Source organism: Synechococcus sp. CCAP 1479/10, from assembly GCF_019038515.1.
Classification (GTDB): domain Bacteria; phylum Cyanobacteriota; class Cyanobacteriia; order PCC-6307; family Cyanobiaceae; genus Cyanobium.
On the sequence record NZ_JAFKRJ010000038.1, the window covers coordinates 46,865 to 72,292 of the forward strand.

At 69.5% G+C, this 25,428-nt stretch carries 32 protein-coding genes and 1 tRNA gene; 16 read left to right on the top strand and 17 right to left on the bottom strand.

Annotated elements, in window-relative coordinates:
• Positions 1 to 2: 2 nt before the first annotated feature.
• From hoxU to KUG39_RS14260, 3 genes are read right to left on the bottom strand one after another with little or no spacing between them, the layout of a single operon-like run.
• On the bottom strand, positions 3 to 722 hold the full coding sequence (gene hoxU, locus KUG39_RS14250) for a bidirectional hydrogenase complex protein HoxU (protein ID WP_216915752.1): 720 nt from the start codon (positions 720 to 722) through the stop codon (positions 3 to 5).
• A complete protein-coding gene (locus KUG39_RS14255; protein WP_216915754.1) occupies positions 722 to 2,317 on the bottom strand; it encodes a NuoF family protein in 1,596 nt (531 codons plus the stop codon). The genes hoxU and KUG39_RS14255 overlap by 1 nt, the downstream gene beginning before the upstream one ends.
• A 54-nt stretch (positions 2,318 to 2,371) precedes the next feature.
• On the bottom strand, positions 2,372 to 3,409 hold the full coding sequence (locus KUG39_RS14260) for a type 2 periplasmic-binding domain-containing protein (RefSeq protein ID WP_216915756.1): 1,038 nt from the start codon (positions 3,407 to 3,409) through the stop codon (positions 2,372 to 2,374).
• 140 nt (positions 3,410 to 3,549) lie between these two features.
• Between KUG39_RS14260 and KUG39_RS14265 the strand changes: the two genes are divergently transcribed.
• Both KUG39_RS14265 and KUG39_RS14270 read left to right on the top strand, forming a co-directional pair.
• Positions 3,550 to 6,192 (top strand): putative bifunctional diguanylate cyclase/phosphodiesterase, encoded by a 2,643-nt coding sequence (locus KUG39_RS14265; protein WP_216915758.1) that lies wholly within the window; start codon positions 3,550 to 3,552, stop codon positions 6,190 to 6,192.
• Positions 6,189 to 7,988, top strand: coding sequence for a sensor domain-containing diguanylate cyclase (locus KUG39_RS14270; RefSeq protein ID WP_216915760.1), 1,800 nt, complete (start codon positions 6,189 to 6,191; stop codon positions 7,986 to 7,988). Before KUG39_RS14265 ends, KUG39_RS14270 begins: the two co-directional genes overlap by 4 nt.
• Here KUG39_RS14270 and KUG39_RS14275 read toward each other — a convergent pair.
• Positions 7,970 to 8,509, bottom strand: a complete 540-nt coding sequence (locus KUG39_RS14275) for an NAD(P)H-dependent oxidoreductase subunit E (protein ID WP_216915762.1) — start codon at positions 8,507 to 8,509, stop codon at positions 7,970 to 7,972. The two genes, KUG39_RS14270 and KUG39_RS14275, sit on opposite strands and share 19 nt — an antisense overlap.
• A 128-nt stretch (positions 8,510 to 8,637) precedes the next feature.
• Between KUG39_RS14275 and KUG39_RS14280 the strand changes: the two genes are divergently transcribed.
• From KUG39_RS14280 to KUG39_RS14290, 3 genes are all read left to right on the top strand, one after another.
• Complete coding sequence (locus tag KUG39_RS14280; RefSeq protein WP_158219503.1) at positions 8,638 to 8,784, top strand: hypothetical protein; 147 nt, start codon at positions 8,638 to 8,640, stop codon at positions 8,782 to 8,784.
• 127 nt (positions 8,785 to 8,911) lie between these two features.
• Entirely contained in the window at positions 8,912 to 10,888 is a 1,977-nt protein-coding gene (locus tag KUG39_RS14285; protein ID WP_216915764.1) for a sensor domain-containing protein, read from the top strand.
• A gap of 70 nt (positions 10,889 to 10,958) precedes the next feature.
• On the top strand, positions 10,959 to 11,363 hold the full coding sequence (locus tag KUG39_RS14290) for a VOC family protein (protein ID WP_286193188.1): 405 nt from the start codon (positions 10,959 to 10,961) through the stop codon (positions 11,361 to 11,363).
• Here the strand turns inward: KUG39_RS14290 and KUG39_RS14295 are convergent.
• From KUG39_RS14295 to KUG39_RS14310, 4 genes are all read right to left on the bottom strand, one after another.
• Complete coding sequence (locus tag KUG39_RS14295) at positions 11,360 to 11,644, bottom strand: hypothetical protein (RefSeq protein ID WP_216915768.1); 285 nt, start codon at positions 11,642 to 11,644, stop codon at positions 11,360 to 11,362. The two genes, KUG39_RS14290 and KUG39_RS14295, sit on opposite strands and share 4 nt — an antisense overlap.
• Positions 11,645 to 11,723: 79 nt before the next feature.
• Positions 11,724 to 12,389 carry a DJ-1/PfpI family protein gene (locus KUG39_RS14300; protein ID WP_216915770.1) on the bottom strand — a complete coding sequence of 222 codons (666 nt, stop codon included), beginning with the start codon at positions 12,387 to 12,389 and terminating at the stop codon, positions 11,724 to 11,726.
• 173 nt (positions 12,390 to 12,562) lie between these two features.
• The gene (locus KUG39_RS14305; RefSeq protein WP_216915772.1) at positions 12,563 to 13,282 is read right to left on the bottom strand and encodes a DUF2459 domain-containing protein; all 720 of its coding nucleotides are present in this window, start codon (positions 13,280 to 13,282) and stop codon (positions 12,563 to 12,565) included.
• A tRNA-Leu gene (locus tag KUG39_RS14310) sits at positions 13,282 to 13,365 on the bottom strand. Before KUG39_RS14310 ends, KUG39_RS14305 begins: the two co-directional genes overlap by 1 nt.
• 41 nt (positions 13,366 to 13,406) lie before the next feature.
• On the opposite strand from KUG39_RS14310, the gene KUG39_RS14315 reads away from it, so the two are divergent.
• From KUG39_RS14315 to KUG39_RS14335, 5 genes are all read left to right on the top strand, one after another.
• Positions 13,407 to 13,646: an NAD(P)H-quinone oxidoreductase subunit L gene (locus tag KUG39_RS14315; protein WP_216915774.1), complete on the top strand. Its 240-nt coding sequence runs from the start codon at positions 13,407 to 13,409 to the stop codon at positions 13,644 to 13,646.
• Positions 13,647 to 13,649: 3 nt separating this feature from the next.
• Positions 13,650 to 13,985: a DUF3007 family protein gene (locus KUG39_RS14320; protein WP_094584787.1), complete on the top strand. Its 336-nt coding sequence runs from the start codon at positions 13,650 to 13,652 to the stop codon at positions 13,983 to 13,985.
• Between the two features lie 63 nt (positions 13,986 to 14,048).
• Entirely contained in the window at positions 14,049 to 14,894 is an 846-nt protein-coding gene (gene trpA / locus KUG39_RS14325; RefSeq protein ID WP_216915776.1) for a tryptophan synthase subunit alpha, read from the top strand.
• Positions 14,895 to 15,005: 111 nt separating this feature from the next.
• A complete protein-coding gene (locus KUG39_RS14330) occupies positions 15,006 to 15,644 on the top strand; it encodes a DUF938 domain-containing protein (protein ID WP_216915778.1) in 639 nt (212 codons plus the stop codon).
• Positions 15,645 to 15,692: 48 nt separating this feature from the next.
• Positions 15,693 to 15,959: a YciI family protein gene (locus KUG39_RS14335; protein WP_094584790.1), complete on the top strand. Its 267-nt coding sequence runs from the start codon at positions 15,693 to 15,695 to the stop codon at positions 15,957 to 15,959.
• A gap of 12 nt (positions 15,960 to 15,971) precedes the next feature.
• Here KUG39_RS14335 and KUG39_RS14340 read toward each other — a convergent pair whose 3' ends face one another.
• Positions 15,972 to 16,403: a c-type cytochrome gene (locus KUG39_RS14340; protein WP_353617394.1), complete on the bottom strand. Its 432-nt coding sequence runs from the start codon at positions 16,401 to 16,403 to the stop codon at positions 15,972 to 15,974.
• Positions 16,404 to 16,420: 17 nt separating this feature from the next.
• Positions 16,421 to 16,783 carry an AbrB family transcriptional regulator gene (locus tag KUG39_RS14345; RefSeq protein ID WP_015110844.1) on the bottom strand — a complete coding sequence of 121 codons (363 nt, stop codon included), beginning with the start codon at positions 16,781 to 16,783 and terminating at the stop codon, positions 16,421 to 16,423.
• A gap of 103 nt (positions 16,784 to 16,886) precedes the next feature.
• Here KUG39_RS14345 and KUG39_RS14350 point away from each other — a divergent pair, with 103 nt between their 5' ends.
• A complete protein-coding gene (locus KUG39_RS14350; RefSeq protein WP_094584792.1) occupies positions 16,887 to 17,363 on the top strand; it encodes a GNAT family N-acetyltransferase in 477 nt (158 codons plus the stop codon).
• 19 nt (positions 17,364 to 17,382) lie between these two features.
• Positions 17,383 to 17,934: a Nif11 domain/cupin domain-containing protein gene (locus KUG39_RS14355; RefSeq protein WP_216915780.1), complete on the top strand. Its 552-nt coding sequence runs from the start codon at positions 17,383 to 17,385 to the stop codon at positions 17,932 to 17,934.
• Here KUG39_RS14355 and KUG39_RS14360 read toward each other — a convergent pair.
• The 5 genes from KUG39_RS14360 to KUG39_RS14380 all read right to left on the bottom strand — a co-directional run bounded on the left by KUG39_RS14360 (position 17,840) and on the right by KUG39_RS14380 (position 20,557).
• Positions 17,840 to 18,376, bottom strand: coding sequence for a phosphate-starvation-inducible PsiE family protein (locus KUG39_RS14360; protein WP_216915782.1), 537 nt, complete (start codon positions 18,374 to 18,376; stop codon positions 17,840 to 17,842). The two genes, KUG39_RS14355 and KUG39_RS14360, sit on opposite strands and share 95 nt — an antisense overlap.
• Positions 18,376 to 18,645, bottom strand: a complete 270-nt coding sequence (locus KUG39_RS14365) for a hypothetical protein (RefSeq protein ID WP_216915784.1) — start codon at positions 18,643 to 18,645, stop codon at positions 18,376 to 18,378. The genes KUG39_RS14360 and KUG39_RS14365 overlap by 1 nt, the downstream gene beginning before the upstream one ends.
• A gap of 90 nt (positions 18,646 to 18,735) precedes the next feature.
• On the bottom strand, positions 18,736 to 19,077 hold the full coding sequence (locus KUG39_RS14370; protein WP_216915786.1) for a hypothetical protein: 342 nt from the start codon (positions 19,075 to 19,077) through the stop codon (positions 18,736 to 18,738).
• 9 nt (positions 19,078 to 19,086) lie between these two features.
• Positions 19,087 to 19,539: a YkvA family protein gene (locus tag KUG39_RS14375; protein WP_286193189.1), complete on the bottom strand. Its 453-nt coding sequence runs from the start codon at positions 19,537 to 19,539 to the stop codon at positions 19,087 to 19,089.
• A 97-nt stretch (positions 19,540 to 19,636) separates the two neighbouring features.
• On the bottom strand, positions 19,637 to 20,557 hold the full coding sequence (locus KUG39_RS14380) for a sigma-70 family RNA polymerase sigma factor (protein ID WP_094584797.1): 921 nt from the start codon (positions 20,555 to 20,557) through the stop codon (positions 19,637 to 19,639).
• A gap of 219 nt (positions 20,558 to 20,776) precedes the next feature.
• Between KUG39_RS14380 and KUG39_RS14385 the strand changes: the two genes are divergently transcribed.
• Positions 20,777 to 21,265 carry a DUF2214 family protein gene (locus KUG39_RS14385; protein ID WP_216915788.1) on the top strand — a complete coding sequence of 163 codons (489 nt, stop codon included), beginning with the start codon at positions 20,777 to 20,779 and terminating at the stop codon, positions 21,263 to 21,265.
• Complete coding sequence (locus KUG39_RS14390; protein WP_216915790.1) at positions 21,265 to 22,074, top strand: zinc metalloprotease; 810 nt, start codon at positions 21,265 to 21,267, stop codon at positions 22,072 to 22,074. Before KUG39_RS14385 ends, KUG39_RS14390 begins: the two co-directional genes overlap by 1 nt.
• Here KUG39_RS14390 and KUG39_RS14395 read toward each other — a convergent pair.
• Positions 22,035 to 22,841, bottom strand: coding sequence for a metal ABC transporter ATP-binding protein (locus KUG39_RS14395; protein WP_216915792.1), 807 nt, complete (start codon positions 22,839 to 22,841; stop codon positions 22,035 to 22,037). The two genes, KUG39_RS14390 and KUG39_RS14395, sit on opposite strands and share 40 nt — an antisense overlap.
• 95 nt (positions 22,842 to 22,936) lie before the next feature.
• Here KUG39_RS14395 and KUG39_RS14400 point away from each other — a divergent pair, with 95 nt between their 5' ends.
• Positions 22,937 to 23,608: an SDR family oxidoreductase gene (locus KUG39_RS14400; RefSeq protein ID WP_216915794.1), complete on the top strand. Its 672-nt coding sequence runs from the start codon at positions 22,937 to 22,939 to the stop codon at positions 23,606 to 23,608.
• Positions 23,609 to 23,644: 36 nt separating this feature from the next.
• A complete protein-coding gene (locus tag KUG39_RS14405) occupies positions 23,645 to 24,613 on the top strand; it encodes an N-acetylmuramoyl-L-alanine amidase-like domain-containing protein (protein ID WP_216915797.1) in 969 nt (322 codons plus the stop codon).
• Here KUG39_RS14405 and KUG39_RS14410 read toward each other — a convergent pair.
• A partial coding sequence (locus KUG39_RS14410) for a calcium-binding protein (protein WP_286193190.1) occupies positions 24,597 to 25,428 on the bottom strand: 832 nt, incomplete at its 5' end. The two genes, KUG39_RS14405 and KUG39_RS14410, sit on opposite strands and share 17 nt — an antisense overlap.

Consider the following 25,428-nt stretch of genomic DNA (forward strand, 5'->3'; position numbering starts at 1 on the left):
GGTCACTGGTTGTGCCAGCGGTGCTGGTCGCGGGCGCTGCGCAACAGGGCGGGCAGGCTGGCGTCGGGCTGTTTCTCGGCGGTGGTGTCGGTGTTGCGGAACAGGGCGCCGGTGGGGCACACCTCAACGCACTTGCCGCAGGAGGTGCAGGCCTGCACCTGGCCCCAGGGTTCATCGAGCCCGGCGACGATGTGGCAATGGCCGCCGCGGCTGCCGATGTCCCAGACGTGGGCCCCCTCGATCTCGTCGCACACCCGCACGCAGCGGGTGCAGAGGATGCAGCGGTTGTGGTCGAGGGTGAACTGGGGGTGGGAGGCATCCACCGACCGCTGGGGGTACTGGTAGGGGAAGCGGGAGTGGTCCATGCCCACGGTCACGGCCATGTCCTGCAGCTCGCAGTGGGTGTTGGCCACGCAGACGGCGCAGACGTGGTTTCCCTCGGCGAAGAACAGCTCCACCGTCATGCGCCGGTACTCCTTCAGCCGGGGGGTGTGGGTGTGCACCACCATGCCCTCGGCGGCGGCGGTGCTGCAGGCGGGCAGCAGCTTGGTGGACCCCTCCACCTCCACCAGGCACAGCCGGCAGGAGGAGACGGGATTGAGGCCATCGAGGTGGCAGAGGGTGGGGACGTCGGCCGCGGCGGCCCGGGTGGCCTCCAGCAGGCTGGCGCCGGCCGGCACCGCCACGTCCTGGCCATTGACGTTGAGGGTGACGACGGCCATCAGCGGACCCTCCCGGTGGCGACGCAGTCCGAAGGTTCCCTGCAGGCGGCCTCGTATTCGTGGCGGAACCAGCGCAGGGTGCTGAGCACCGGATTGGGGGCCGCCTGGCCCAGGCCGCAGAGGCTGGTGACCTTCACCATCTGGCAGAGGGCATCGAGGCGCTCCATGTCCTCGGCGGTGGCCCGGCGCTCCACGAAGCGATCGAGCAGCTGGGCCAGCTGCACGGTGCCGGCGCGGCAGGGGACACACTTGCCGCAGCTCTCGTTGACGCTGAAGCCCATGAAGTGGCGCGCCACCTCGGGCATGGAGGTGCTCTGCCCCATCACCACCATGCCGCCCGAGCCCATCATCGAACCCAGCTCCAGCAGGCTTTCGTAGTCGACGGGGGTGTCCAGCCGTTCCGCCGGGATGCAGCCCCCCGAAGGCCCCCCGGTCTGCACCGCCTTGATCGGTGAGCCATCGGGAACGCCGCCACCGATCACCTCCACGACGGTGCGCAGGGGTGTGCCCATCGGCACCTCCACCAGGCCGGTGTTGACCACCGCCCCGGAGAGGGCGAACACCTTGGTGCCCTTGCTGTGCTCGGTGCCCATGGCGGCGTACCAGTCGCCGCCTTCCCGCAGGATCGCCGGCACGGCGGTGAAGGTCTCGACGTTGTTGATCAGGGTGGGCGCCCCCCAGAGGCCCGACTGGGCCGGGAAGGGCGGCCGGGGCTGGGGCATGCCCCGCTGACCCTGGATCGAGAGCAGCAGGGCCGTCTCTTCGCCGCAGACGTAGGCGCCGGCCCCCACCCGCACCTCCAGCCGCAGGTTGAAGCTGGTGCCGTGGATGTGGTTGCCGAGCAGGTGTCGGCTGCGGGCCTGCTGCAGGGCCAGCCGCAGCCGCTCGATCGCCAGGGGGTATTCCGCCCGCACGTAAACGAAGCCGCGCTCGGCGCCGACGGCGTAGGCGGCGATCGCCATCCCCTCGATCAGCCGATGCGGATCACTCTCCAGCACGCTGCGGTCCATGAAGGCGCCCGGGTCGCCTTCGTCGGCGTTGCAGACCACGTAGCGGGGGCCGGGGGGCTGGAGGGCCACCGTGTCCCACTTCAGGCCCGTCGGATAGCCGGCGCCGCCACGGCCGCGCAGGCCGCTGCGGCGTACTTCGTCCCGCACCTGCTCGGGGCTGAGCTCCTGCAGGATGCGCTGCAGCTGGGCGTAGGTGCCGAAGGCGATCGCGTCGTCGATGGACTCGGGATTCACCTGCCCGCAGCCCTCCAGCACCACGGGCCGCTGCAGGGCGAAGAAGGGACCCTCCAGATCGATCCGATGGGCCGCCAGGTCATCGGCGGGGTTGGCGAGGGTTTCGGCGATCAGGGCCCCGGCCTGCTCCGGCGCCAGCCCCCCGAAGAGCTGGGTGCGACCGGGCCGGTCGCAGGCCACGAGCGGGCCGCTGCCGCACTGGCGCAGGCAGCCCACCGGCTTGATCGTCAGCTGGGAGGGATCGAGGCCGGCGGCGTCACGGGCGCCCTCCAGGGCGGTGCGCAGGGCCTGGCTGCCGGCGGAACGGCAGCCACTGGCATCGCAGCAGCGCACCTGCACAGGGGAAGGCATGGTGAACCGGGGGCACCTTTCCTTCTGCTAGCCAGGAAATGGCCGGGGCGCCGTTCAGCGGCCCTTGACGAGGCCCCGGGCAATGGAGTCTTCCGTGGCGGGCAGGGGGGTGTTGGCCGGGATGACGCCATTGGCGTAGAGCACCTGGCGGATCTGTTCCAGCAGCGGGGGCAGGTTGTTCTGTATCGGGTCGAGCAGCTCGTACTGCTCCTGGGGCCCGGGATAGCGGACCCCCCCCAGAACCGCGTCGGCGGCGCCGGGATCGAGGCCGAGGTAGTCGGCCACCTCATGGCGGATGGCGGCGGGACGTTGCCTCTCCTCCGCCCGCACCGCCTGCCAGCCCTGGACGAGGGCCAGGACGGCATCGGGGTGAAGGCGCAGAAACTCGGGTTCGACGGCGAGCACATCGAGGATCTCGTTGGGGAGCTGCCGGCTGGTGAACAGCGTGTCCAGGGGCAGGGCGCGCAGCAGAAGCTCGCTGCGGGGTGGGTAGCTGACCACCGCCGCCACCGTTCCCTGCCGCAGGGACGCCTCCCACGCGGAGGCGGGCAGGAACCGGAGCTGGGAGGGGAGCGGAGGGGGCAGATCCTGGGACTCGAAGGCGCGGGCCAGCAGGTAGCGGGAGAGGCTGCTGCGGTCGAGGGCGATCGGCCGGCCGACCAGGCCCTTGAGATCCTTCACGGTCTTGAGGGCCAGCACCTGGTCGCCACCGCGGGATTCGTCGATGACGTAGACGATCACCGGACAGCGCTCCGGTGCCGCCCCGCAGATGGTGACCACATCGATCGCCGTGGTGGCGATCGCCTGGGCCGCCCCCGCGACGTAGGCCTGCACCGCCCGGTCGTTGTCGGCGAAGTTGCGCAGGTCCAGCGTGAGTCTGCGGGGGTCGTAGTGCTGCCGGGCCTGGGCCAGGGCGAAGTAGGCGTAGCCCGGCCAGGGATTCATCGCCAGCACGAACCGGGGAGGCTGGCTTGGGCAGCCGATCAGCAGCGACAGCACCAGGGCCGCCAGAGCCGCAAGCGCACCGTTCCGGTGCCGCCAGCCCTTCCGGCGCCACCCCGGGGGATTGGCGAAGCCAGCGACAGCCCCCATGGGTGGGCCAGAAATGTGAAAAAAGTATTATGGGTGATCAGAGTGAACGGTTCCCTCCCCGTCCGGCCCCGTCGCCGACTCCCACGCTGCCGCCTTCTCCGCCGCCAGCTGAGCAACACCCCCGGGAGTCGAGCTCCCTGGTGGCTGCCGTGCTGGCCCTCGGAGTCCTGGGCACCGCCCTGCTGACCTGGAGCAGCATCCATCAGACGATCACGGAGCACCGCAACCGGGAGCAGCCCGCCGCCGATCTCGTCGTTGCCGCCCTGCACAGGAAGCTGGACAACACCGAATCGGTGCTGCGGGGTCTGGTCGGCCTTCAGATGGCGTCCCAGGAGGTCACCCTCGGGGAGCTGCAGCGCTTCGTCGGGTCCCTCGAGAGCGATGGCCGCAGCCTGGAGGGCATCAGCACCCTGGGCTTCGCAACGGCCGCCTCCGGGCAGGCGCCGATCCGGCTGGTCGCGCCGATGGATCCCGGCAGCCGCGCCCTGCTGGGGGCGGATCTCTGGTCGTGGGTGCAGGGCTCCGGCAAGGAACCCGGCCGGGAGTCCTCACCGCCGGAGGGGTGGCTGCTCCCCGGCCGCCCCCGGCCGGGGGAGCCGGCCTTCCTGGTGCAGATCCTGCCCTTCGGCAGCCACCCCGGCACGGCAGCCGCAGGGTCGCCAGCGGCGAAGCGCTGGGCCTTCGCCACCCTGCCGCTGCGGGATGTCGTGCGGGCGGCCCTCAACCATCCGTTGGTCCGGCTGGACGAGCCCGTGGATCTGCAGCTGTACGTCGGCGATCGCGCCGACCCCGCCCATCTCCTCTACGACTCCCGCAACCTCCCCGAGGCGGCCGTCCTGACCCATGCCCTCTCCCGCAGGATCGACACCGGAGGCCAGCGGTGGCTGCTGCTGGTGCAGGTCCCCCAGCATGGCACCGCTGACTGGCTGCCCAGCTGGGTGGCGGTGCTGCTGCTGGGTCTGACGACCAGCCTGCTGGCCGCCCTGCTGACCGGGGAGCTGCAGCGGCGGCGCCGACTGGCTGAACAGGAGGGCCGCAGCCTGGGGGAGCTGCGGAGCCAGCTGGAGGACAGCCTCCAGTGGCTCCGCCTCCACCGCCAGGCCTGCTCCCTGATCCAGGAGGGGATCGTGGTCACCGACCGGGACGGGGCGATCCTCGCCTGCAACGAGGCTTATGTCGCCATCACCGGCTACCCGGAGGAGGAGCTGGTGGGCCGCAATCCCCGCATCATGAGCTCCAGCTACCAGTCGGAGGGGTTCTATGCCGCCCTGTGGGAGCAACTGCTCGCCAACGACCGCTGGGAAGGGGAGATCTGGAACCAACGCCGCAGTGGTGAGGTCTATCCCGTCTGGATGCGGATGGGGGTGGTGCGGGACGGCTCCGGGGCCCCCAGCCACTACATCGCCGCCCTGACCGACCAGACCGTGCTGCGGGAGAAGGATCGGCAGCTGGAGTATCTCGGCTTCCATGACCCCCTGACCCGCCTGCCCAACCTGCAGATGGCCGAGCTCCGGCTGGGTCAGCTGTGCCAGCAGGCCCAGCCCCTGGTGGTGATCTGGATCGAACTGGACGGCATCAAGCGCATCGAGGAAAGCTTCGGCCAGGCCAAGGGCGATCAGCTGGTGCAGCTCGCCGTCGATCGGCTGGGAGGCTTCGTGGGGCCCGCCGACGTCATGGCCCAGGTCGGCAGGGGCGAGTTCCTGATCGTGCAGGCCCTGGAGGCGACCGGCCCCACGGCCCAGGAGACGGCCCGCACCCTCATGGCGGCTCTCACCGATCCAAAGGCTCCGGGGGCCGTGCTGGAGCTCACCCTGTCGGCCTGGGCGGGCATCAGCTGCTTCCCCCAGGACTCGAGAGAGCCGGAAAACCTGCTGCTGTTTGCCTCCACGGCTCTCGCCCAGGCCAGACGCCAGGGGCCGCAGGCCGTGCAGCGGTACGCGGCCGAGATGACGGTCCGCAGCCGCCACCGTCTGGCGATCGAAGCCCATCTGCAGCGGGCGGTGGAAGGGGGCCAGCTTGAGCTGCTCTACCAGCCCCAGGTGGATGGCCAGGGGACCCTGCTGGGGGCCGAGGCCCTGCTGCGCTGGCGCAGTCCCAAGTTCGGTTCCGTATCACCACTGGAGTTCCTCCCCATCGCCGAAGCCAGCGACCTGATCCACAGGATCGGCGAATGGGTGCTGCAGGACGCCTGCCGCCAGTGGCAGCTGTGGGTCCGGGCCGGTTTCGAGCCCGGACGGCTGGCGGTGAACCTTTCGAGCCGGCAGTTTCAGGATTCCCGCCAGACCGTGCCGGACATGGTGCAGGCGTGCCTGAGCCACTCGGGGCTGGACGTGACACGGCTGGAGCTGGAAATCACAGAGAGCTGCCTGATGCCGGCTCTTGGGACCCGGGAGCAACTCCTACGGTTGTTTGCGATGGGTGTGGAACTGGCGATCGACGATTTCGGTACCGGTTTCTCCTCCCTGAGCACCATCCACAACTTTCCGATCCGCAAGCTCAAGATCGACCGTTCCTTCGTGGATGGGGTCGATGGCAACCCCACCTCCCAGTCGATCGTGCGCGCCACCCTGGCCATGGCCGAGGGCCTCGGGGTGAACGTCCTGGCTGAGGGGGTGGAGCGCCCCGAGGAACTGGACTTCCTGGTTCGCTGCGGCTGCCCCGCCTTCCAGGGTTATCTGTTCAGCCGTCCCCTGTCCGCCGAGGCGTTTGAGGATCTGCTCCGCAGGGGAACAGGCCTCGGCCCGGTGGCGGGCGGTGAGCCGGCGGCGGTCCCCCTGCCATGAGAGCCCCCCGCCCCACCAGGACGGTGCGCCAGGGACTGCTCCTGGCCCTGCTGGCCGGCCTGGCGGTGCTCGGCAATGTGAGCGCGCTGCCGCTGTTCTTCGGCATCCAGATCCTGCTCGGATCGATCTTTCCCACCCTCATCCTTCTCTGGCGCCGGGGCTGGTGGAGCGTGGCGATCGCCGTTGTGGCCAGCCTCTACACCTGGAAGCTCTGGGGCCATCCCTGGGCCATCGTCATCTTCAGCGCCGAGGCCCTGTGGCAGGCGGTGTTCGTCAATCGCTTCAACGGCCCTCCGGAGAACGACCTCAAGGGCCGGATCATCCTGGCCGAGATCAGTTTCTGGCTCCTGGTGGGGACACCGATGGTGTTCTTCTTCTATGGCGTCGTGCTGCAGATCGATCCGGCGAATGTGGCCGTGACGGCCGCCAAGCAGGCGGTCAACGGCCTGGCCAACACGGTCACGGCCTTCCTCCTGTTCGTGCTGCTGCAGGTGTGGCGCAACCGCAGGGGCCAGGGACTGCTACCGCTGCGGGGCCTGGTGTTCTCCGTGGTGCTGGCGGCCTTCACGTTGCCGTCGCTGGCCCTCACCTTCCTCTCGGGCAACCTGCTGCAGGGGGCTGCCCAGGAGGCGGTGCTGGACAACCTTCAGACCGTCGCCGAGGCCGCGGCCCGGATCGATCCCCGCCAGCTCGCCGAGCCCACCCGGGGACTGCCGGCCAGCCCCGGCGCGACGGCCTTCCTGCTCATCGACAGGGAGGGCCACCGGACCAGCTCCAATCCTGGGTTGTTCCTGCGGCTGGAGAACAACTTCCTGCCGGCGCCACAGGAGTTGATCCAGCCGGATGGGCTTCAGATTCTGGTGCCAAGGGGTCAACGCCCCGCCCTCAAGGTGTGGATCCAGGGGTACTGGAGCACGACCGTGATCTCCGGCCGCCATCGGGTGCAGGTGGTGCAGCCCGCCCGACCAGTGGTGCTGAAGCTGCAGGCTCAGAGCACCACCCTGCTCACCGCATCGCTGGGGCTGATGCTGCTGGGGGTCCTGCTCAGCGAGCTGATGGCCAGCCTGGTGGAGGGCCAGATGCGGCTGCTGCGTGCCTCGGTGCCGGAGGTCAGCGACGACGTTCCCGACCTCACCGGAGGCCCCGAGCCTGACGGGGGCTCCGGTGATGGCAGCGTCATCGCCGAAGTCCAGGGACTGGTGGGCCGTCTCCACGACCACCTGCGCAGGGAAGCCCGCCTGAGCCAGGATCTCGCCGCCATGAGCGAACGGTTCCGGCAGAGCAGCGAGCAACTGCGGCGTCTCTCGAGCACCGATCTGCTCACCGGGGCCAGAAATCGGTCCGAGCTGGAACGCAGCCTGCAACTGCTGGCCCATCGGGCCTCCGAGTGCACCGTGCCCCTGTCCTGCCTGGCCTTCGCGGTGCAGGGCCTGCGGCCGATCAACACCGTGCTCGGCCGGCAGAAGGGTGATGAGGTCCTGCAGCGGCTGATCGCCAGCGTGAAGCAACTGCTGCACGCCAACGACGAACTGTTCCGGATCGGCGGCAGCGAATTCCTGCTGCTGCTCTGGGATCAGCCGCTCGAATCGGCCCGCACCACGGCGGAACAGATCCGCAGGGTCGTGACCGAGACGGCCATGCCGGCGGGGAAGGGACCCGCCACCGGGCTGGCGATGAATGCGGGGGTGAGTCTGCGTGCGGCCAGCGATGCCAGCGGCCAGGCCATGCTGTCGCGGGTGGAGCTGGCCCTGAACCAGTCCCGGGATCTGGGGGCCAATCAGGTGGTGGTGCGCTGAGGCAGGCCGGCGGCCTCCAGCCGGGCCTCCAGTTCCTCGGGCTGGTCCACCGGGAGCCGCGTCACCAGCTCCCCGTCCACCACCAGTACCGGCGCCTGGCCACAGGCCCCCAGGCAGCTGACGTGCTGCAGGGCCCAGACGCCATCCCCGACCGGATCATCGAGGCGCACCCCCAGCCGCTGCTCGATGCGCGCCGCCACCTGTCCCCCCCCTTTCACATAGCAGGCGGTGCCGAGGCAGATGGCGCAACGGTGGGCGGTGGGGGGCTCCAGCCGGAAGAGGTGATAGAAGCTCGCCACGCCGTGGACGCGGCTCAGCGGCAGCCGCATGGCGACGGCCACCTCCCGCAGGGAGTCCTGCGAGAGATAGCCGTGGAGCTCCTGCACCTGGTGCAGCACCTCGATCAGGGCATCGGCGCGGGCCCCGTGGCGACGCACCACCTGGGCGATGCGCGGATCGTCGCTGGCGGCGCCGGTCGCGGCGGCGCCGGCTGTTGCTGCTGCGGCGGTGGAGCTGGTCATGCCATCGATCTCCCACGCCCTCTTGCTAGCCACCGCCGGGGCGATGGTCAGCACGGCCTTGGGCAGAAGGCCTGCGGACGCAAATGGGGAGCCATACCTATAATCATTCTTGATGCGGATGCCCGCCGATGACTCCTCTCCTGCGACAGGCCCAGCTTCAGGCGGCGATGCTCAGCATGGCGCTGCTGTTCGCATCAGCGACCCTGGCCTGTGAGAAGCATCTCAAGGGGCACCAGAACAGCGCCGAGACCCAGACGGAAGGCCTGAGCCGTTGAACCCATCCGCCACCGACAGTCGGTGGCATCGGCGGCTCCGAGATGGTCAGTTTCCTTCGTCAGTCACCACGATTTGGTTTCTTTCCAACGTCGCTATCGATCACGATTGGTCGTCCTGGCTGTTGCCTTGGTCGGCCTGTTCCTCGTGGATCTGCTCCTGTCGAGGCGCCTGGGAATCACGCTGTTCCCCTATTACTGGATCCCCGTGGTCCTGGCCGCCTCCTTCGCCACGCCCCGCCAGGTGGGCTGGTTCACGAGCCTGGCGATCGTCCTGACCGTCATCTGGTCGCTCCAGTCTCCCCAGGCCACCACCTTGAAGCTGCTGCTGCGGCTGGCCGGCCTGATCGGCATGGCCTGGGTCGCGATGCACCTGGCCCGGGAACTGCAGGCCAAGGAACGCAGCAACCGGGAGCTGAAGGATCACTACCAGCTGCTGGCCGAAAACGCCCCTGATGTGGTGCTCAGCAGCGACCGGCAGGGGCGGATCTCCTGGGTCTCCCCCTCGGTGCGTCAGCTGCTGGGCCACGACGCCCGCGACCTCAGGGATCGGACCATCGCCGAGCTGGTGCTGGAGCCGGACCGCGGCCGCCTGGAGCAGGCCATCGGCCGGGTCCTCCAGGGGGAGAACAGCGGCTGCGATCTGCGCTTCCGTGCCGCCGACGGCGACGGCCGCTGGATCTCCATGGCCCTGCGGCCGGTGCCCGGTCCCGATGGCGAGGTGACGGGCCTGGTGGGCAGCTGGCGTGACATCCAGGGCGAAGTGGACGCCCGCCTGGCGGAGGAGCGCACCAAGGCCGCCCTGGCCGCCTCGGAGGAACGGCTGCGGCTCACCATGGAGAACACCTCCACCGGCATCGCCCTGCTCGACGGTGAGGGCCATGTGCTCTCCATCAACCCCGCCGGTGGCGGGCTGCTCGATCGCGACCCGACCGACCTGGAGGGGCTCACCTGGCCCTCCCTCTCACCGCCGGAGGACCGGGCCAGCGAAGCCCCCCTGATGGCGGAGCTGCTGGACGGCCGGCGCCGTTGCTACCGGCTGCGCAAGCGGATCCTCCAGGGGGAGCGCGCCCCCCTCTGGGTGGACTGCAGCGTGTCCTGCTCCCGGCGTACCGACGGCAGCCTGGCCTTCGTGATCGCCCAGTTCAATGACGTGACCGAGATGGTGCAGGCGGGAGCGGCCCTGGCCACCTCGGAGCAGCGCTACCGGCTGCTGGCCGAGAACTCCAGCGACGTGGTGCTGCTGATCAAGGAGGGCCGGGTCAGCTGGATCTCCCCCTCGCTCACCTGCATGTTGGGCTGGCAGCCGGACGACTGGATCGGCCATCCGCTCAGCCGCTTCATCCCCCCCGACGACCATCCGGTCCTGGAGCAGGACCTCCAGACCCTGGCAGAGGGTCGCACGGTGGTGCGACGGCTGCAGGCCCTCGCCCACGACCGCAGCCACCGCTGGGTGGAACTGCATGCCAGCCCCCACCGGGATGCCCTGGGCCGGCTCGACGGCATCGTCGGCTCGTTCCGCACGGTGGACCAGGAGGTGGCCGCCGAACGGGAACTGGCCCGCCGGGCCTGCACCGATGAACTGACCGGCCTGGTGAACCGCCATGAGGCCCTCGAGCGCATCACCGCCATCGCCGGCCGGGTGCTGCGCAAGGGGGACGCCACCGCCGTGCTGTTCTGCGATCTCGACAACTTCAAGGAGATCAACGACACCTTCGGCCACGTGCCCGGCGACGAACTGCTCCGGACGGTGGCCTCCCGGATCCGCACGAGCCTGCGCAGCGGCGACATGGCCGCCCGCATCGGCGGCGACGAGATGGTGGTGGTGCTGCAGGGGGTACGGGGGATGGGTGATGCGGTCACGATTGCCGAGAAGCTGCGCCGGGCCGTGGCCGAGCCGATCGTCACCAGTGCCGGCAGCCTGTCGATCACCCTCAGCATCGGGGTGACCCTGGTCCGGCCGGGCGAAAACCCCGACGAGATCATCTCCAGGGCCGACCACGCCATGTACCGGGCCAAACAGACCGGCCGCAACCAGGTGGTGCCCTTCAACGAGCAGACCGACAGTGCCGATGGCCGCAGCATCAGCTGGCAGCCCGTGCTCTGAGCGGGACCGGCGCGGCATGGCCTTGCAACGGCCGGCGACACTGGGAGGCGAGCGAACGGAGGCGACGGCCATGGAGATCGCAGGGATCGACCATGTGGTGCTGCGCTGCAGGGATCTGGAGCGGATGGAGCGCTTCTACACCGAGGTGCTCGGCTGCGCTGTGGCGCGACGCAATGAAGCCCTGGGAATGATCCACCTGAGGGCCGGCAACGCCCTCATCGATCTGGCGGCGGTCAGCGGCGAGCTGGGTCGCCGGGGAGGGGCGGCACCGGGCCAGGACGGCCACAACCTGGATCACTTCTGCCTGCGGATCGAACCCTTCGACGAAGCCGCCCTGCGGGCCCATCTGCGCCGCCAGGGCATCGATGCCGGCCCCCTGCATCACACCTACGGGGCCGAAGGTGTGGGGCCGGCCCTCTACCTGGAGGATCCGGAAGGGAACAGCATCGAGTTGAAGGGCCCCGGATCGGGTTAACCGCGCCAGGTGGGGACACCACCGTGGGCCAGGGTGCCGCGTTGGCGCCAGAGGGCCGCCGCGCTGACGTCGATGCCGTGACACTGCGCCAGATCAGCCGCTTTCTGCGGCGAATCGGATGCACTCAGGGCGGCGGCAAACTCCGGATCGCGACGCGCCAGCTCCTTCACCAGATGGAGGGCTTCGGTGGCGTTGGCATGGGGCTGAACAGCGGCCTCGGTGCGAGGCCTTTCACAGGTGGATTCGTAGGTGGATTTGCTGGTGAATTCGCAGGTGGACATGGGATCTCCTCCTCTCTTTCCCTGACCCTAATGGATCGGAATCGTCAGCGAGATAAGTGGAAACACCCATCCCATCGCTTCATGATGCCGAACAAGATGATCTGAAATAGGACGATCCCTTCCCACGGCTGGCGGCATCGCCATAAGTTCTCGTAGCAGGGAAGTATTCCGACTCCAATTGCACTGTTGCCGCCACATCTTCCCCGGCCGTTTCCGCAATGAAATGCAGCATGAGATCGATGCCAGAGGAGATGCCCGCCGCCGTCCAGATCGCCCCGTCTCGGATGAAGCGTTCCTCCACCACCTCCACGTCGCCGAGGGCCCGCAGGCGATCGAGGGAGGCCCAGTGGGTGGTGGCACGCCGGCCGCTGAGCAGGCCGGCGGCGTGCAGCAGGAAGGAGCCGGTGCAGACCGAGAGCACCGCCCGGCAACCGGCCGCCTGGCGCCGGATGAAGGCGATCAGCTCGGGGTTGGCCACCTCGGTGCGGGTGCCCTGGCCCCCCGGCACCAGCAGCACATCCAGCGGTGGGGCCGTGGCAAAGCTGGCGTGGGGCAGCAGCAGCATCCCCTTGGCACAGGTGATCGGGGCCTCCTCCTGGCCGATCAGCAGGCACTGGCTGGGGCCACCGGGCTGGCGCGCCCAGAGCGTGGCCATCTCCCAGGGGCCGACGGCATCGAGTTCCTCCACCCCGGGGAACAGCACGATGCCGAAACGGCCGGCACCGGAAGACAGGCCTGAATCCATCGTCAACCCCGCCCGCGGTCCCGCGTCAGAGGCCGCCCAGGCCCCTCATCAAGACGCAAGGCTGAACAGCAGCTGCAGCAGGGCGAAACCCGCCAGGCAGGTGGCGGCCAGCAGGGGTGCGACATGTACCAACTTCGGGATCCCACGATGTCTCCGGTCTAGGCCGGGTGCGCTCACGGGGAAAGCCCGGCGATCCGGTGCGTGTGGAGAGCCACAGACACAGTCGGAGATGAACTTTTGTCCCGGGTGGCGACGGGCTGAAAGCCCCGCAGACGTCCTGGCACCTGGGCCGCGACCACCACCCCGGTCGGCGCGCTGGCCAGTCCGGCCTCCCGCAGCCGCTGCACGGTCCACCAGTTGCAGTTGCGGCTCCAGAGATAGGCGGCGTGGGCGGGGAAGAACCGGCCCCGCTGGCCGGGACGGGGCGGCAGGGGAGGCAGGCGCTCGCCGTCGCGGTCGCGCCTGGCGGAGCCCTCCAGGGCGCTCAGCAGGGCCCGCAGGGTGGGGGCGTCCACCTGCCGCTCCCGCACGGCGACCGTGCCCGCCAGATGCGGTGGATCGGGGTGGCCGGCCAGGAAGAGCACCGAGTCGGTGGGCAGGAACAGGGCGGCGACCACGGCCTGGGGACTGCGCTCTCCCCCGTGGAAGTAGCGCCGATCGCCCCAGGCCACCTCCAGGAACGGGGCCGCTTCCGCCCCGGGAGGCCCGAGCCGCCAGCCGGGTGGCTGCTGCACCACGATCGCGGTGTGGTGGCCCCAGTCCGCCACCAGCACCGTGTAGCGCCCCGCCGGGGGCTGGGGCAGCCGCACCAGGGGGGCGCGGGGCTCAGGCACCACGACGGCGTGGAGGAGCGGCCGTCCCACCAGCTCCAGCAGGAGAGGAATGAACGGCATGGGGGCAGGGGGACTTGAACCCCCACAGCCTTGCGGCCTGCGGATTTTAAGTCCGCTGCGTCTACCAATTTCGCCATGCCCCCGCGGGGAGATCCTAGATTCGCCCCACTTCGCGACATCCCCGGTGGCCCTGAGCAGCCTGCCGCTCGACACCCTGCTGGTGATCGGCGCCTACCTGGCCCTGGCCGGCGCCTACCTGCTGGTGGTGCCCCTGGCGCTCTACTGGTGGATGCACAAGCGCTGGTATGTGATGGGCAAGATCGAGCGCACCGCCATCTACGGGATGGTGTTCCTGTTCTTCCCGGGGTTGATCCTGTTCGCCCCCTTCCTCAACCTGCGCATGGCGGGCCAGGGCGAGGCCTGATCCGTGACCCGCGCACAGGCGATCCTGCTGGGCCTGGTGGTCTTCGCCATCGGGGGTGGTGGCTACTGGGTGTTCCGCTCCAGCGGCCTGGAGGGCTTCTCCCCCGGCATCGCCGCCTCGGCCCTGCTGATGCTGGTGGTGCTCGGCTGGACCGCCAGCTACCTGCTGCGGGTGGTGGGCGGCAAGATGACCTACATGGAGCAGCGGCGCCGCTACCGGGCCGCCTACGACGCCGTCACCGACGAGGAGCTGCAGCGCAAGTTCGAGGCCCTCAGCCCCGAGGAGCAGGCGAAGCTGCTGGCCGAGGTGGGGCAGCTGCAGGCCGATGCCGAGATGTGAGCCCCTCGGGGTGCCCACGGACGACCCCATAGGCTCAGGAGCACCGTCCCGCCCTCCGGCCCGATGAGCGTCGCCGCCACCGCCGGCCCCAGCACCGCCCCCACCCTGATCCAGGAACGTTTCTCCGCCCTGCGGGCGTCTGGGCGCTGCGCCCTGATGCCGTTCCTGATGGCGGGCGATCCCGATCTCTCGGTCACCGCCGCCAGCCTGCTGGCCCTGCAGGCCGCCGGTGCCGACCTGATCGAGCTGGGCATCCCCTACAGCGATCCCCTGGCCGATGGCCCGGTGATCCAGGCCGCCGCCAGCCGGGCCCTGGCGTCAGGCACCACGCCGGGCCGGGTGCTGGACATGCTGGCCTCCCTGCGGGGCCGGCTCAGCGTGCCGGTGGTGCTGTTCACCTACAGCAACCCCCTGCTCAACCGGGGCATGGACAGCTTCTGCCGCGAGGCGGCCGCCGCCGGTGCCGCCGGCCTGGTGGTGCCCGATCTGCCGCTGGAGGAGGCCCAGAAGCTCTCCGCCATCGCCGCCGGCCATGGCCTGGATCTGGTGCTGCTGGTGGCGCCCAACACCCCGGCCGAGCGCATGGCCCGCATCCATGCCGCCAGCCGCGGCTTCACCTACCTGGTGAGCGTCACCGGGGTGACGGGGGTGCGCACCAGCCTGGAGGACCGGGTGGGTCCGCTGGTGGGTCGGCTGCGGGAGCTGGGCCCCACACCGGTGGCGGTGGGCTTCGGCATCGCCACCGGTGAGCAGGCCCTCCAGGTGCGCCGCTGGGGCGCCGACGGCGCCATCGTGGGCAGCGCCCTGGTCCGGCGCATGGCCGCGGCCCACCAGAGCGGCGCTGATGTGGCCGCCGATGCCGGCGCCTTCGCCGCCGAGCTGCGCGCGGCCCTCGACCAGCCGCTCTGAACCAGCCTCAGAGGGCAGGGGCGCAAGCGCCCAGGGCCAGCGCCAGCAGCAGGACGGCGAGCAGGGAAGGAACAGGCATGGCCATGGGGCAGCTGCCCCCATGATGGGCCGATGGATGCCGATGCCCTGCCGTTCTCGCCCGCCTGCCTGCGCAACCAGGAGCCGATCCTGACGCAGCTGCGCCGCTGGCTGGCCCCCGGCAGCCGGGTGCTGGAGGTGGGCTCGGGCAGTGGCCAGCACGCCATCCACATGGCCCGCCATCTGCCGGGGGTCCGCTGGCAGCCGAGCGAGTGCCAGGAGGCCCTGGCCGGCCTGGCCGCACGCATTGCCCTGGAGGGCCGGGACGGACTGGCGCCGGGGGCCCAGGTGGAGCCACCGCTGGTGCTGGAGGTGACCCAGCCCCACTGGCCCGCCGGCCCCTTCGAGGCGGTGTTCACGGCCAACACGCTGCACATCATGCCGGCGGCGGCGGTGCCCCACCTGCTGGCCGGCGCTGCCCGGGTGCTGGCGCCTGACGGCCTGCTGCTCATCTACGGGCCCTTCCGCTATGGCGAGCGCCACACCGCCGCCAGCAACGAAGCCTTCGACGCCCACCTGCGCCAGCTGGATCCGGCCATGGGAGTGCGTGACGCCGAGGTGATCCAGCACAAGGCCGCCGGCCTGGGGCTGCACCTGCAGGACGATGAACCGATGCCGGCCAACAACCGGCTGCTGGTGTTTCAGAAGAACGCCGAGGGGCGTGGGGGATGAAAGGCTGAGGGGCGTTCACCCCGACCCGGCGGCCACCGCCGTTCGCCCATGAAATTCGTCCTCTGGGGCACCTACTGCGCCGACGTTCTCGAGCGCCGCGTCCCCTTCCGGGAGGAGCACCTGGCCGGACTGAAACACCAGAAGGAGGAGGGCGTGCTGGTCACCCTGGGCCCCACGGCCGACACCCGCTTCGTGTTCGGCCTCTACGAGGCTGACAATCAGGAGACGGTGGAAGGCCTCGTCAAGGGGGACATCTACTGGCGGCAGGGCATCTGGACCGCCGTGGAGATCCACCCCTGGATCCAGGCCTTCTGAGCCGACGACGGCTCAGGCGCGGGGCCAGCCGTCGAGGGCCTGCTGCCAAACCCAGGCCGCCACCGCCTCCGGCCCGCCCTCGCCCAGGGACTGGGCATAGCCGCCCATCTGCCCCACACCGCCGGCGGCGATGGCGGCAATGGCCTCCGGAGAGGTGATGCCGTTGCGCTCAAGGGCCGCCATTTTCAGCGTCTTGCCGCGGCGGATGATGTTGCCCCCCTGGAGGTGGCAGCCGGCGCAGTGGGCCCCGAACAGGGAGCTGCCGGCGTCGAGAACGCCCAGCCTGAGAACACTGCCGTCGGTGACATCAGCCTCAAGGGCGTTCTGAAGGGCGACGGGCTCGGGCGGCGCGGCTGCCAGGGCCAGGGCGGCGCCGGGGAAGCCGAGGGCTGCCGGCGACACGATCAGGCCCAGCAGCAGCACCAAGGCCACCAGGAATGACACCAGGCGACGCCAGGAAATCAATCCTCGTCGTCGGCGCTGCCGGCGGGGATCAGGCGGATCTGCTTGCGGCCCAGCTTGATCTCGAACTCATCGCCGGGCTTGAGATCCAGCATGGCGGTGTAGGCCTTGCCGATCAGCAGATTGCCGTTGCCCTGCACCGTGGCCACATAGCTGAGCTTGCGCCCGCCCTTACCCACCTTGCCGGCCGCACCGAACTCGACCCCTTTGGCCTCGAGCAGGGCCTCGTAGAAGGCGGTGAAGTTCAGGCGCTCGGCGCCATCCTTCTTGGTGGAAACATAGCCACAGGCCCGCACGATCTCGGACTTGCCGACATCGCCGAGCTCCTTGACCTTGGCCAGTAATTCCGATCCAGTCAGCATGGTATGTAAGTGGAGGCAGGTGAGAGGTTAGAGGTAAAACATACACCAGCGCGATCAGCCTTCCGCCGATAGCCGCCACAATCAATGCACAACCACCGCCTCGATGCTGCCGATCCGTCCTCTCCGGCCCGATGATTGCCAGCAGCTGATCGCCGTGTATCACGAAGCGGTCATCAGCCAGGCCGGGAACCTCTACAGCCCGTCGCAGATCGAGGCCTGGTCGCAACAGGCCGGTCGCAATGATGACTTCCGGTCGTCATTGCTACGCGGCCATGGGTTGGTGAGCACCGCCCACCACGACGACACGATCATCGAGGCGTTTGCCCTTCTCGATCCCGCCGACCGGCTCTCCCTGCTCTACTGCCGGGGCCGCTCCAGTCGCCAGGGCCGGGCCAGCGCCCTGCTGGAGGCCCTGGAACAGCACGCCCGCTCCCGGGGGGTGGCTCGCCTGCGCACCGAGGCCAGCCAGCTGTCGCGGCCGCTGCTGGAGCGGCGTGGCTGGGTGGTGGACGACGAGGAGACGGTGACGCTCGGCGGCGTCGCCTTCCTGCGCTGGCGGATGGGCAAGGATCTGCTCTGACGCCAGCCCGCCTGCCCCCATGGCCGAAGCCCAGCTGCAGCAGTTCCTGGAGAAGGTGCGCCAGCTCAATGCCTTCGTGGCCCTGAGCGAGGCCGACCCCGGCCTGCGCCGGGCCCTGCGCGACTGCGGCGACCACCATCAGGTGGTGGCCCTGGCCCGCTCCCGCGGCTTCGAGATCGGCCGCCGCTGGGGGGAGATGGCTCCGGGGAAGGGGAACGCGGCCGACGCAGGGGATGGCGGGGCCTCCCTGGTGCGGAGCCCCTGCCCCGCCGACGGGGAGGAGGTCACCACCGTGCTGCTGGAGACGCCGCAGCTGCGGCTGGAGCGGATCCACTCGTGCAACGCCCGCAGCCCCGAGGGCTTCTGGTACGACCAGGCGGAGCATGAGTGGGTGCTGCTGCTGCAGGGGAGTGGCACGTTGCAGTTCGCCGATGAGGCCGAACCCCGCGCCCTCGCCTGCGGCGATGCCCTGCTGATCAGTGCGGGCCGTCGCCACCGGGTGCTGGCGAGTGACCCGCCGCCTGGAACGATCTGGCTGGCCCTGTTCTGGCCAGCGCCTCCCGCTCACTGACCTCCCGCTCGTTGATCTGGCGCACCATCCAGAAGGCCGCCGCCAGGCACAGCACCGCCACCCCCAGGCCCACCACCAGCATCGGCTTGTTCTCAGCATTCGGGGGCAGTACGATCACCTTTCGGGCCACGGCGGTGATCGCCGTGAGCAGCACCAGCTCGATCTGCACCACATGGCGGCGCAGGTAGGAGGTGATGTTCTGCAGCACCTCGATGGCGATCAGCAGGTTGAGCAGATCGCCCAGCACGGCGATGAGCCCTTCCCCCTCCCAGCGCACGGCGGGATCGACCAGCTGGAAGAGCAGTTCAACGGAGAACTTGAGGGCGGCCACCACCAGCACCAGGAACAGCATGACGGCCAGGAGCTTGGCCACCAGGCGCTCACCCCGGTCGATCAGGTGGAGAAAGGGCTTGTCCTGGAAAATCCGCTGCAGGCGTGGCATCAGTTCTTGAAGGGCTGGAAGTTCGGCTGGGCCGGGGTGTCGCTGGGGGGATTCTCGATCACCGTGTCGCAGGTGACGGAGCCATCCGGCCCGGTGACGCAGTTGGTGGGCTTGATCTGGGTTTCCGGGCCCACATTGCCACCCCGCTTGAGCATGAAGGACTCCACCTGGGCCTGGGCCGCAGCGGTGAAGCTCAGGCCGGCCACGAGGGCTGTGGCGGTCCGCAGGGACCAGGGGAGGGCGCGGTGCAGGACGGCGGAGGCGTTCATGGTGGTGGGCGTCGGCTGGGGCCGCAGAATCGTTCAGACCCCACTCTGGGGGCTGGTCGCCGGGCCCGCCAGGGCGGATCGCCAGCTCGTTCAGCTGCCGCCGTCCGCCCGGATTTCCTGCAGCAGCAGGTCCAGCTGTCCCATGGAATCCTTGAGCAGGCCATCGTCTGCAGCCGGATCCGCTTCGCCGCCGGGTTCCTCGCAGAGCCAGCCGGCCTCGATGGCGCAGAGCCGTTCCGCCAGCCCGGCGGCGCCCTGGCGGCTCCAGATCAGGTGCAGCTCGGCGATCAGCACGGGCATGCGGATCGAACCGGCCCGCAGGGCCCGACGCAGGTCGGACTGGGTGCGGCCGCTGAGGCGCAACCAGTCCTTGAGCAGGCTCTGGAGCTCGTCGAGCTGCTCCGGGCTGAGGGTGGGGGCGGAGGCGGGCATCGCCGGACCCTACCCCTGCCGGCGGGACAGGGGAAACCAGCGGTCGAGCCGGCTCTGGGCCCGGGTACGGATCGCCGGGGTGCGATGGGTGCTGCAGAGCCCAAGCAGGGCGGTGAGGGCCACCATGTCGTCGCTGAAGCCGGCCGCCGGGATGAAGTCGGGGATCACATCGAGGGGCAGCAGCAGGTAGGTGAGAGCCGCCAGGACCGTCAGCCGCACCTGGGGCGGCGTGCCGCCATCAAGCAGCAGCTCCAGGCACTCGAAGGCGGGGCGGGCGATGGTGCGGCCGGCCCGGCGCAGCAGCCGCACCAGCAAGGCCTCATCGACGACCGAACTCTCGAGCACCTCGGCGTCGACGGGGTCCTGGCCGGCGCCGGCCTGGGAAGAGGTGGCCTGGTCAGAGGCGGCCTGGTCAGCAAAGGCCTGGTCAGCGAAGGCAGTGGCCGAAGGGGCACCAGCCATGGCGATCTGCTCGGAGAGAGGAACACGCCACGGGAAGGGCGTCAGCTCATTCTGCGGGCGCTGGCGGCGGAAGGACGAGGGGCGGATCCCCCTCCCTTCACTCCTCCACCAGGCCGCTCTCGATGCCGGTCTTGCGGAGCTTGCGCAGGGCCCGCTGCACCACCTGGCGGCAGTACTCGCGGCTGCACTCCAGCTGCCGCGCCACCTCGGCCAGGGTGCGCCACTCGTGGCTGCCGTCGAGCCCGAAGCGCAGCATCACCACCGTGCGTTCCTTGGGGGTGAGGTTGGACTTCTCCAGGAGCGTCCAGACCGATTCGGTGCGCTCGGCCTGCTCGGCCCGCTCCATCGGCGCCGGCTCGTTGCTGGGCAGCACGTCGACCAGCTCGGAGGGATCGGCCTTGGAGCGCACGGCCCCCTGCAGGCTCACGGTGACGCTGCGCAGCTCACAGCCCAGCAGATCCTCCACCTCGGCCACGGGCAGCCCCATGGCGGTGGCCAGCTCGGCGGCGTTGGGTGAGGAGCCGTGGGACTGGAGGTGACGCGCCTTGGCGGCCCGCAGCCGGGTGAGCTTCTCGTTGACGTTGACCGGAATCCGGATCGTGCGGCTCTGGGTGGAGAGGGCCCGGTTGAGGCCCTGGCGAATCCACCAATAGGCATAAGTGCTGAATCGGTGACCGCGGGTGGGGTCGAACTTCTCGACCGCGCGTGTCAGACCGATGGTTCCTTCCTGGATCAGGTCAAGCAGATCCAGACCCTTGCCTTGATAACGCTTGGCGAGGTTGACGACGAGCCGCAGATTGGCTGTCACCATTTGCTGTTTTGCGCGCTCCCCGGTGCGCAGCGTGCGCCTCTCGAGATCATTGAAATCGCAGGCAGGGCCGCTGCCGCCGGCCTGGGAGCAACGCTCGTTGAGGCTCACCATCGCCTGCACTTTCCGCCCGAGCGTGAGCTCCTGCTCAGGGGTGAGCAGCTGATGGCGGCCAATCTCGCCGAGAAAGGCACTGAGGGAACTCGCCATAGAGCATCTGAATCGCTGTGTCGAACCTAGGGTTGTTTCCGGATGTTCCTGAAACGAACAGAAAGCCTTCAGTGTTCCGTTGCGGCTTCCACATACGGACCCTGAAATCGCCAGTTGTTTCCATAATTTGTGCTGATTTGCTCCTTCCAGTGCCGTCCCGGGTTCCCGGCGCCCGGGAGCCAGCCGCTACCGTCCGGGTCGATCACCTGACACCAGCCGATGGCCGGGCTTCTCTCCATCCCCTCCGAGGTGCTCTCCAGCGCCGGAGTGGCCTACGTCCACTACCTGAGCTTCATGGTCTGCTTCGGGGCCCTGGTGCTGGAGCGGCGCCTGATCCGGCCCGACCCTGACCGCAAGGACGCGATCCTGATGGTGATCACGGACGTGACCTACGGCCTGGCCGCCCTGGGGGTGCTGCTGAGCGGCATCCTGCGGGTGCTCTATTTCGGCCAGGGCTCCAGCTTCTACACCGAGAACCCCCTGTTCTGGTGGAAGGTGGGCACCTACCTGGCGGTGGGCGCCCTCTCCCTCTACCCCACCATCACCTACATCCTCTGGGCCATCCCCCTGCGCAAGGGGGAGCTGCCCAAAGTCAGCGAGGCCCTGGCCAACCGCCTGCGCTGGGTGCTCAACATCGAGCTGGCGGGCTTCGCCACCATTCCCCTGATGGCCGCCCTGATGGCCCGCGGCGTCGGTCTGGCGGGCTGATGGGCCGGCGCTGGCCCCTCGGGCTGGTGCTGGGCGGGGCCGTGGCCGCCCTGCTGCTGCCGGCGCTGGCAGGGCCCCCTTCGGCGGCCGGCTCCAGCTGTGCCCCCAGCCGGGCCAGTCGGCCGGTGGGGGACACGCCGGTGGCTGCCGCGATGCCACCCCCCACGCCTGGCCAATCCCCTCCAGCCCCGCCCAGCGCAACGGACTACCGGCAGTGGCTGCGTCCAACACCCTTCGGCTGGGCCCGGCTTGATCACTGGTGCGTCTGGGTGGAGCCGGCGGCCAGCGAAGGGCCATCCCAGATGTGGGACGAGCGCTGGCTCGGCGCGGTGGAGCGGGCCCTGGGCACCTGGGGTCAGGAGCTGGCGATCACCCGGGTGGCGGATCCGGCGGCGGCCCAGGTGCGGATCCTGCGGCGCCGGCCTCCCCTGCGCCGGGAGGCCTCGGGCCGCTCACGGGCCAGCCATGGCCGGGCCGAGCTGGCGGTGCTGGCGGTGGATCGGGGCACGGGCTGGATCCTGGAGCCCCAGGTGCGGGTGCTGATCAGCCCGGGACAGCGGCCCGAAGCCACCGAAGCCACGGCCCTGCATGAGTTGGGCCATGCCTTCGGCCTGTGGGGCCACAGCGATGATCCGGCCGACGCGATGGCGGCCGTGCCGGGGCCCCGGCCGGTGCTGGCGCTGAGCGCGCGGGATCGGGCCACCCTGCGCTGGCTGGTCCAGCAGCCCACCGACTTCGGCCGCCCCCTGCCGGCGGCAGCGGTGCCCGCTCAGCCCGGCGGGGCGTCCTCGGGGGGCGCTGGCCGCTGAGCAGGGTGCCGGTGGTGGTAGGGCACGAAGCCGAGGCCGTAGATCTGCTCGAGCCGGGAGGGGCTGAGGGCGTGGTCGGGGGTGCCGTGGCAGCGGAGGCTGCGGTTGAGGCAGAGGACGGCGTCGCAGGTGCGGCGCACCATCTCAAGATCGTGGGAGACCTGCAGGATCGTCCAGCCCTCGCTGCGGCGCAACTGGTAGAGGAGGGTGTGGAACTGCTCGGCGGCGCGGGCATCGAGGCCGGCCTGGGCCTCGTCGAGCACCAGCAGGCGGCGGGGGCGCACCACGCAGGAGGCCAGCAGCACCCGCTTGAGCTGGCCGCCGGAGAGCTCCGAGAGCAGCCGGTCGGCCAGGTCGGCGCAGAGGGTCTTGCGCAGGGCCTCGCGGACGGCGCTGCGGCGGGCCTCCCGGCCCAGCCAGGGCAGGGCCAGGCCCGGCGGATCCCAGCCGAGGCCGACGAACTCGGCCACCGTGAGCGGAAAGCGGCCGCGGGGGATCAGGGTCTGGGGCAGATAGGCGAGCCGGGCACGCAGCTCGCGCGGCAGCTGGCCGTGGCTGCCGAGGCTGCAGCCCAGGAAGCGCACCTGGCCGGCCTGGCGGGGCAGGATGCCGAGGATGGCCTGCACCAGGGTGCTCTTGCCGGCGCCGTTGGGGCCCACCAAGGCCGTGTCGGATTCGGCCAGCAGCTGGAAGCTGACGTCATCGACCGCCATGACACCCTCGCGCCGCACGCTGAGGTGGCTGACTTCGAGAACCATTTCGGCCATTTCTCCACCCTACCCAGACGGCCCCTTGCTGGCTGTCGCCATCCAAACCTGTGGGCCACGAGAATGGAGGTCAATGCTCTGGACCCAGACCGCCCATGACCTGCCTCGCCGTGGCCGGAGCTTCAGGCAAGACGGGCTGGCGGGTGGTGGAAGAGGCCCTGGGCCGGGGCTGGCGGGTGAAGGCGATCCTGAGGCCCGCCTCGGAGGTGCCGCCTGGGCTCGCCGGCGCGGAAGTTGTGCGGCTGGAGCTGGGTGATACGGAGGCCCTGGCGGCGGCGCTGGCGGGCTGCGACGCCCTGGTGATCGCCACCGGGGCGCGGCCGTCGGTGGATCTGGCCGGGCCGCTGAAGGTGGATGCCCTGGCGATGCGGCCCCAGATCGCCGCCTGCAAGGCCGCCGGGGTGAAGCGGGTGGTGCTGGTGAGCTCCCTGTGCAGCGGCCGCTGGCTGCATCCGCTCAACCTGTTCGGGCTGATCCTGGTGTGGAAGGGGGTGGGGGAGCGCTGGCTAGCCGCCAGCGGCCTGGAGTGGACGGTGGTGCGCCCCGGGGGGCTGAAGGAAACAGAAGAAGGGATCGAGGCCGAGGGGATCCGTTTCAGCGGGCCCGACCAACAGGAAAGCGACAGCATTCCGCGGCGGCTGGTGGCGCGGGTGTGCCTGGATGCGGTGGAGAGCCCGGCGGCGATCGGCCGCATCATCGAGATCACCAGCAGCCCCCAACAGCCGGCGGTGGGCCTGGGGGAGTGGCTGGCGAGCAGCGCCGCCTGAGGGCGGCTGTAGGGTCGCCGCGGCGGTGGCGGCTGGATGCGTAAACCCACTCTCCTGCTGGTGTTGGCGGTGCTGATGACGGCCGGAGCCAGCTTTGCGGCGGCCAACCTGCTCTTGCGCCACGCCACCCCCGCCAACCCCCGCGTGGCAGCGGCGTTACCCCCCCTGCCGGGTGGCGTGGCCCTGGGGGATCCGACACCGAAATTCGTGGGGGAAACGCGGGTGCTGGCGATGGAGGCGATCGACGCCACCGCCTGGGCGCCGATGAACCAGGCGCTGGTGCAACTGGCGCGCCGGTTCTTGGACTACCCCTTCAAGGGGTTCTCCCTCGATGGCGGCCCGAAGGAACAGCTGGTGCTGGATCTCAGCAACTTCGACTGCTTCCTGTTCGTGGAGCAACTGCTGGCGCTGAGCAACAGCCGCAAGGTGGACACCCAGGACGAAGGGGTGGAGCGCTTCACGCAGCACGTGCGGCGGCTGCGCTACGTGGATGGGGAGGTGGACTACTGCCGCCGGCAGCATTACTTCAGCCGCTGGGCCGAGGCGGCCGAGCGCAACGGCTATGTGGTGAACCTCACCCCGTTCCTGCCGGGGGCCAGCAGCCGCACGGTGGCGCTCAACTTCATGAGCAACCACATCAAGAGCTACAAGCCGATGCAGCTGGCCCGCAACAAGCAGTGCATCACCGAGCTGGAAAAGAACCTGGTGCTTGAGCAGGCCTACATCCCACTGGCGGCGCTGCCGGGGGTGCTGCCGTCGCTGCGCAACGGCGACATCTTCGCGCTGGTGACGAAGGTGCCGGGGCTGGATGTGACCCACGTGGGCTTCCTGGAGAAGCGCGACGGGGTGGTGGATGCCATCCACGCGGCGGAGGGGGCGGGGGTGATCCGCAGCAAGAACTTCGAGACGTACGCAGCCCGGGTGCCGGATGTGATCGGGGTGGCGATTTATCGGCCCCGGCCGAATGATGGGGATGCGGCGAAGAGCGCTAAACCGGGGGGATAAGTGCAAGGACGTCTGCTTCACCGAAGGTGACACCGTTGGAGAACCGAAAAGTCTCTACTCCATAATCCTTGGAGACGAAGTAATTCGAAACCACCAACAGATCCCTGGTGGAAAACCTCATTTCAAGGTTGCCCCCCTGCCGTCGAGTCGACACGAGATCAGTGGATCGCAGATTGGAGAAGGTCACCGCATCCTTGCTCGTCACATTGGGTTCATAGTCCGTGATGGTCTTGATGGCACCACTTCTGACAATCACATAGGTGTCATCTCCCTCGCCACCGACAAGGGTGTCATTCCCCGTACCGGAGATAAGGCGGTCCCGCCCTCTCCCACCATGGAGCGCATCATGACCAGCGCCACCATCAAGGATGTCATCGCCGTCTCCCCCATGCAGAGTGTCATTGCCATTCCCTCCTGTCAGAGCATCGTTCAGGACACCCCCGTAAAGAAGATCATGGCCGTCCAACCCATTGATGCGGTTGGCCATATCATTGAAGCCACCAAGCGTGTCATTCCCTACCGTGGCACCACTGACCACGACGCGGTCGCGAAGATGGCCATCCCCCCAGACAACACCGTTGGTGAATTGGAAAGCCTCAATACGATGGACTTCTGAGGCAAAGTAGTTCTCCACCTTCAACTGGCCACCTCTAGAGTCACGGAGAATCAGGTGGCTCCCGTGACGCTCGGTCGATGTGATGTCCTGGGAACGCAGGTTCTGATACTGGACCACATCACGGTTGCCGCTCGCGTAATCCACGTCACTGATCTCCTTTCGCTCTCCTCCCAAGCCGATCACATACACGTCATCCCCG

Coding starts and splice junctions, on each gene's coding strand:
- KUG39_RS14360 (WP_216915782.1), bottom strand. CDS start 18,376: ATGCCACGCCTGCAGCGGATTTTCCAGGACAAGCCCTTTCTCCACCTG.
- KUG39_RS14400 (WP_216915794.1), top strand. CDS start 22,937: ATGACCTGCCTCGCCGTGGCCGGAGCTTCAGGCAAGACGGGCTGGCGG.
- KUG39_RS14270 (WP_216915760.1), top strand. CDS start 6,189: ATGAGAGCCCCCCGCCCCACCAGGACGGTGCGCCAGGGACTGCTCCTG.
- KUG39_RS14365 (WP_216915784.1), bottom strand. CDS start 18,645: ATGAACGCCTCCGCCGTCCTGCACCGCGCCCTCCCCTGGTCCCTGCGG.
- KUG39_RS14380 (WP_094584797.1), bottom strand. CDS start 20,557: ATGGCGAGTTCCCTCAGTGCCTTTCTCGGCGAGATTGGCCGCCATCAG.
- KUG39_RS14390 (WP_216915790.1), top strand. CDS start 21,265: ATGGGCCGGCGCTGGCCCCTCGGGCTGGTGCTGGGCGGGGCCGTGGCC.
- KUG39_RS14300 (WP_216915770.1), bottom strand. CDS start 12,389: ATGGATTCAGGCCTGTCTTCCGGTGCCGGCCGTTTCGGCATCGTGCTG.
- KUG39_RS14370 (WP_216915786.1), bottom strand. CDS start 19,077: ATGCCCGCCTCCGCCCCCACCCTCAGCCCGGAGCAGCTCGACGAGCTC.
- hoxU (WP_216915752.1), bottom strand. CDS start 722: ATGGCCGTCGTCACCCTCAACGTCAATGGCCAGGACGTGGCGGTGCCG.
- KUG39_RS14255 (WP_216915754.1), bottom strand. CDS start 2,317: ATGCCTTCCCCTGTGCAGGTGCGCTGCTGCGATGCCAGTGGCTGCCGT.
- KUG39_RS14375 (WP_286193189.1), bottom strand. CDS start 19,539: ATGGCTGGTGCCCCTTCGGCCACTGCCTTCGCTGACCAGGCCTTTGCT.
- KUG39_RS14280 (WP_158219503.1), top strand. CDS start 8,638: ATGACTCCTCTCCTGCGACAGGCCCAGCTTCAGGCGGCGATGCTCAGC.
- KUG39_RS14290 (WP_286193188.1), top strand. CDS start 10,959: ATGGAGATCGCAGGGATCGACCATGTGGTGCTGCGCTGCAGGGATCTG.
- KUG39_RS14305 (WP_216915772.1), bottom strand. CDS start 13,282: ATGCCGTTCATTCCTCTCCTGCTGGAGCTGGTGGGACGGCCGCTCCTC.
- KUG39_RS14275 (WP_216915762.1), bottom strand. CDS start 8,509: ATGACCAGCTCCACCGCCGCAGCAGCAACAGCCGGCGCCGCCGCGACC.
- KUG39_RS14395 (WP_216915792.1), bottom strand. CDS start 22,841: ATGGCCGAAATGGTTCTCGAAGTCAGCCACCTCAGCGTGCGGCGCGAG.
- KUG39_RS14345 (WP_015110844.1), bottom strand. CDS start 16,783: ATGCTGACTGGATCGGAATTACTGGCCAAGGTCAAGGAGCTCGGCGAT.
- KUG39_RS14355 (WP_216915780.1), top strand. CDS start 17,383: ATGGCCGAAGCCCAGCTGCAGCAGTTCCTGGAGAAGGTGCGCCAGCTC.
- trpA (WP_216915776.1), top strand. CDS start 14,049: ATGAGCGTCGCCGCCACCGCCGGCCCCAGCACCGCCCCCACCCTGATC.
- KUG39_RS14385 (WP_216915788.1), top strand. CDS start 20,777: ATGGCCGGGCTTCTCTCCATCCCCTCCGAGGTGCTCTCCAGCGCCGGA.
- KUG39_RS14330 (WP_216915778.1), top strand. CDS start 15,006: ATGGATGCCGATGCCCTGCCGTTCTCGCCCGCCTGCCTGCGCAACCAG.
- KUG39_RS14260 (WP_216915756.1), bottom strand. CDS start 3,409: ATGGGGGCTGTCGCTGGCTTCGCCAATCCCCCGGGGTGGCGCCGGAAG.
- KUG39_RS14405 (WP_216915797.1), top strand. CDS start 23,645: ATGCGTAAACCCACTCTCCTGCTGGTGTTGGCGGTGCTGATGACGGCC.
- KUG39_RS14350 (WP_094584792.1), top strand. CDS start 16,887: ATGCTGCCGATCCGTCCTCTCCGGCCCGATGATTGCCAGCAGCTGATC.
- KUG39_RS14335 (WP_094584790.1), top strand. CDS start 15,693: ATGAAATTCGTCCTCTGGGGCACCTACTGCGCCGACGTTCTCGAGCGC.
- KUG39_RS14295 (WP_216915768.1), bottom strand. CDS start 11,644: ATGTCCACCTGCGAATTCACCAGCAAATCCACCTACGAATCCACCTGT.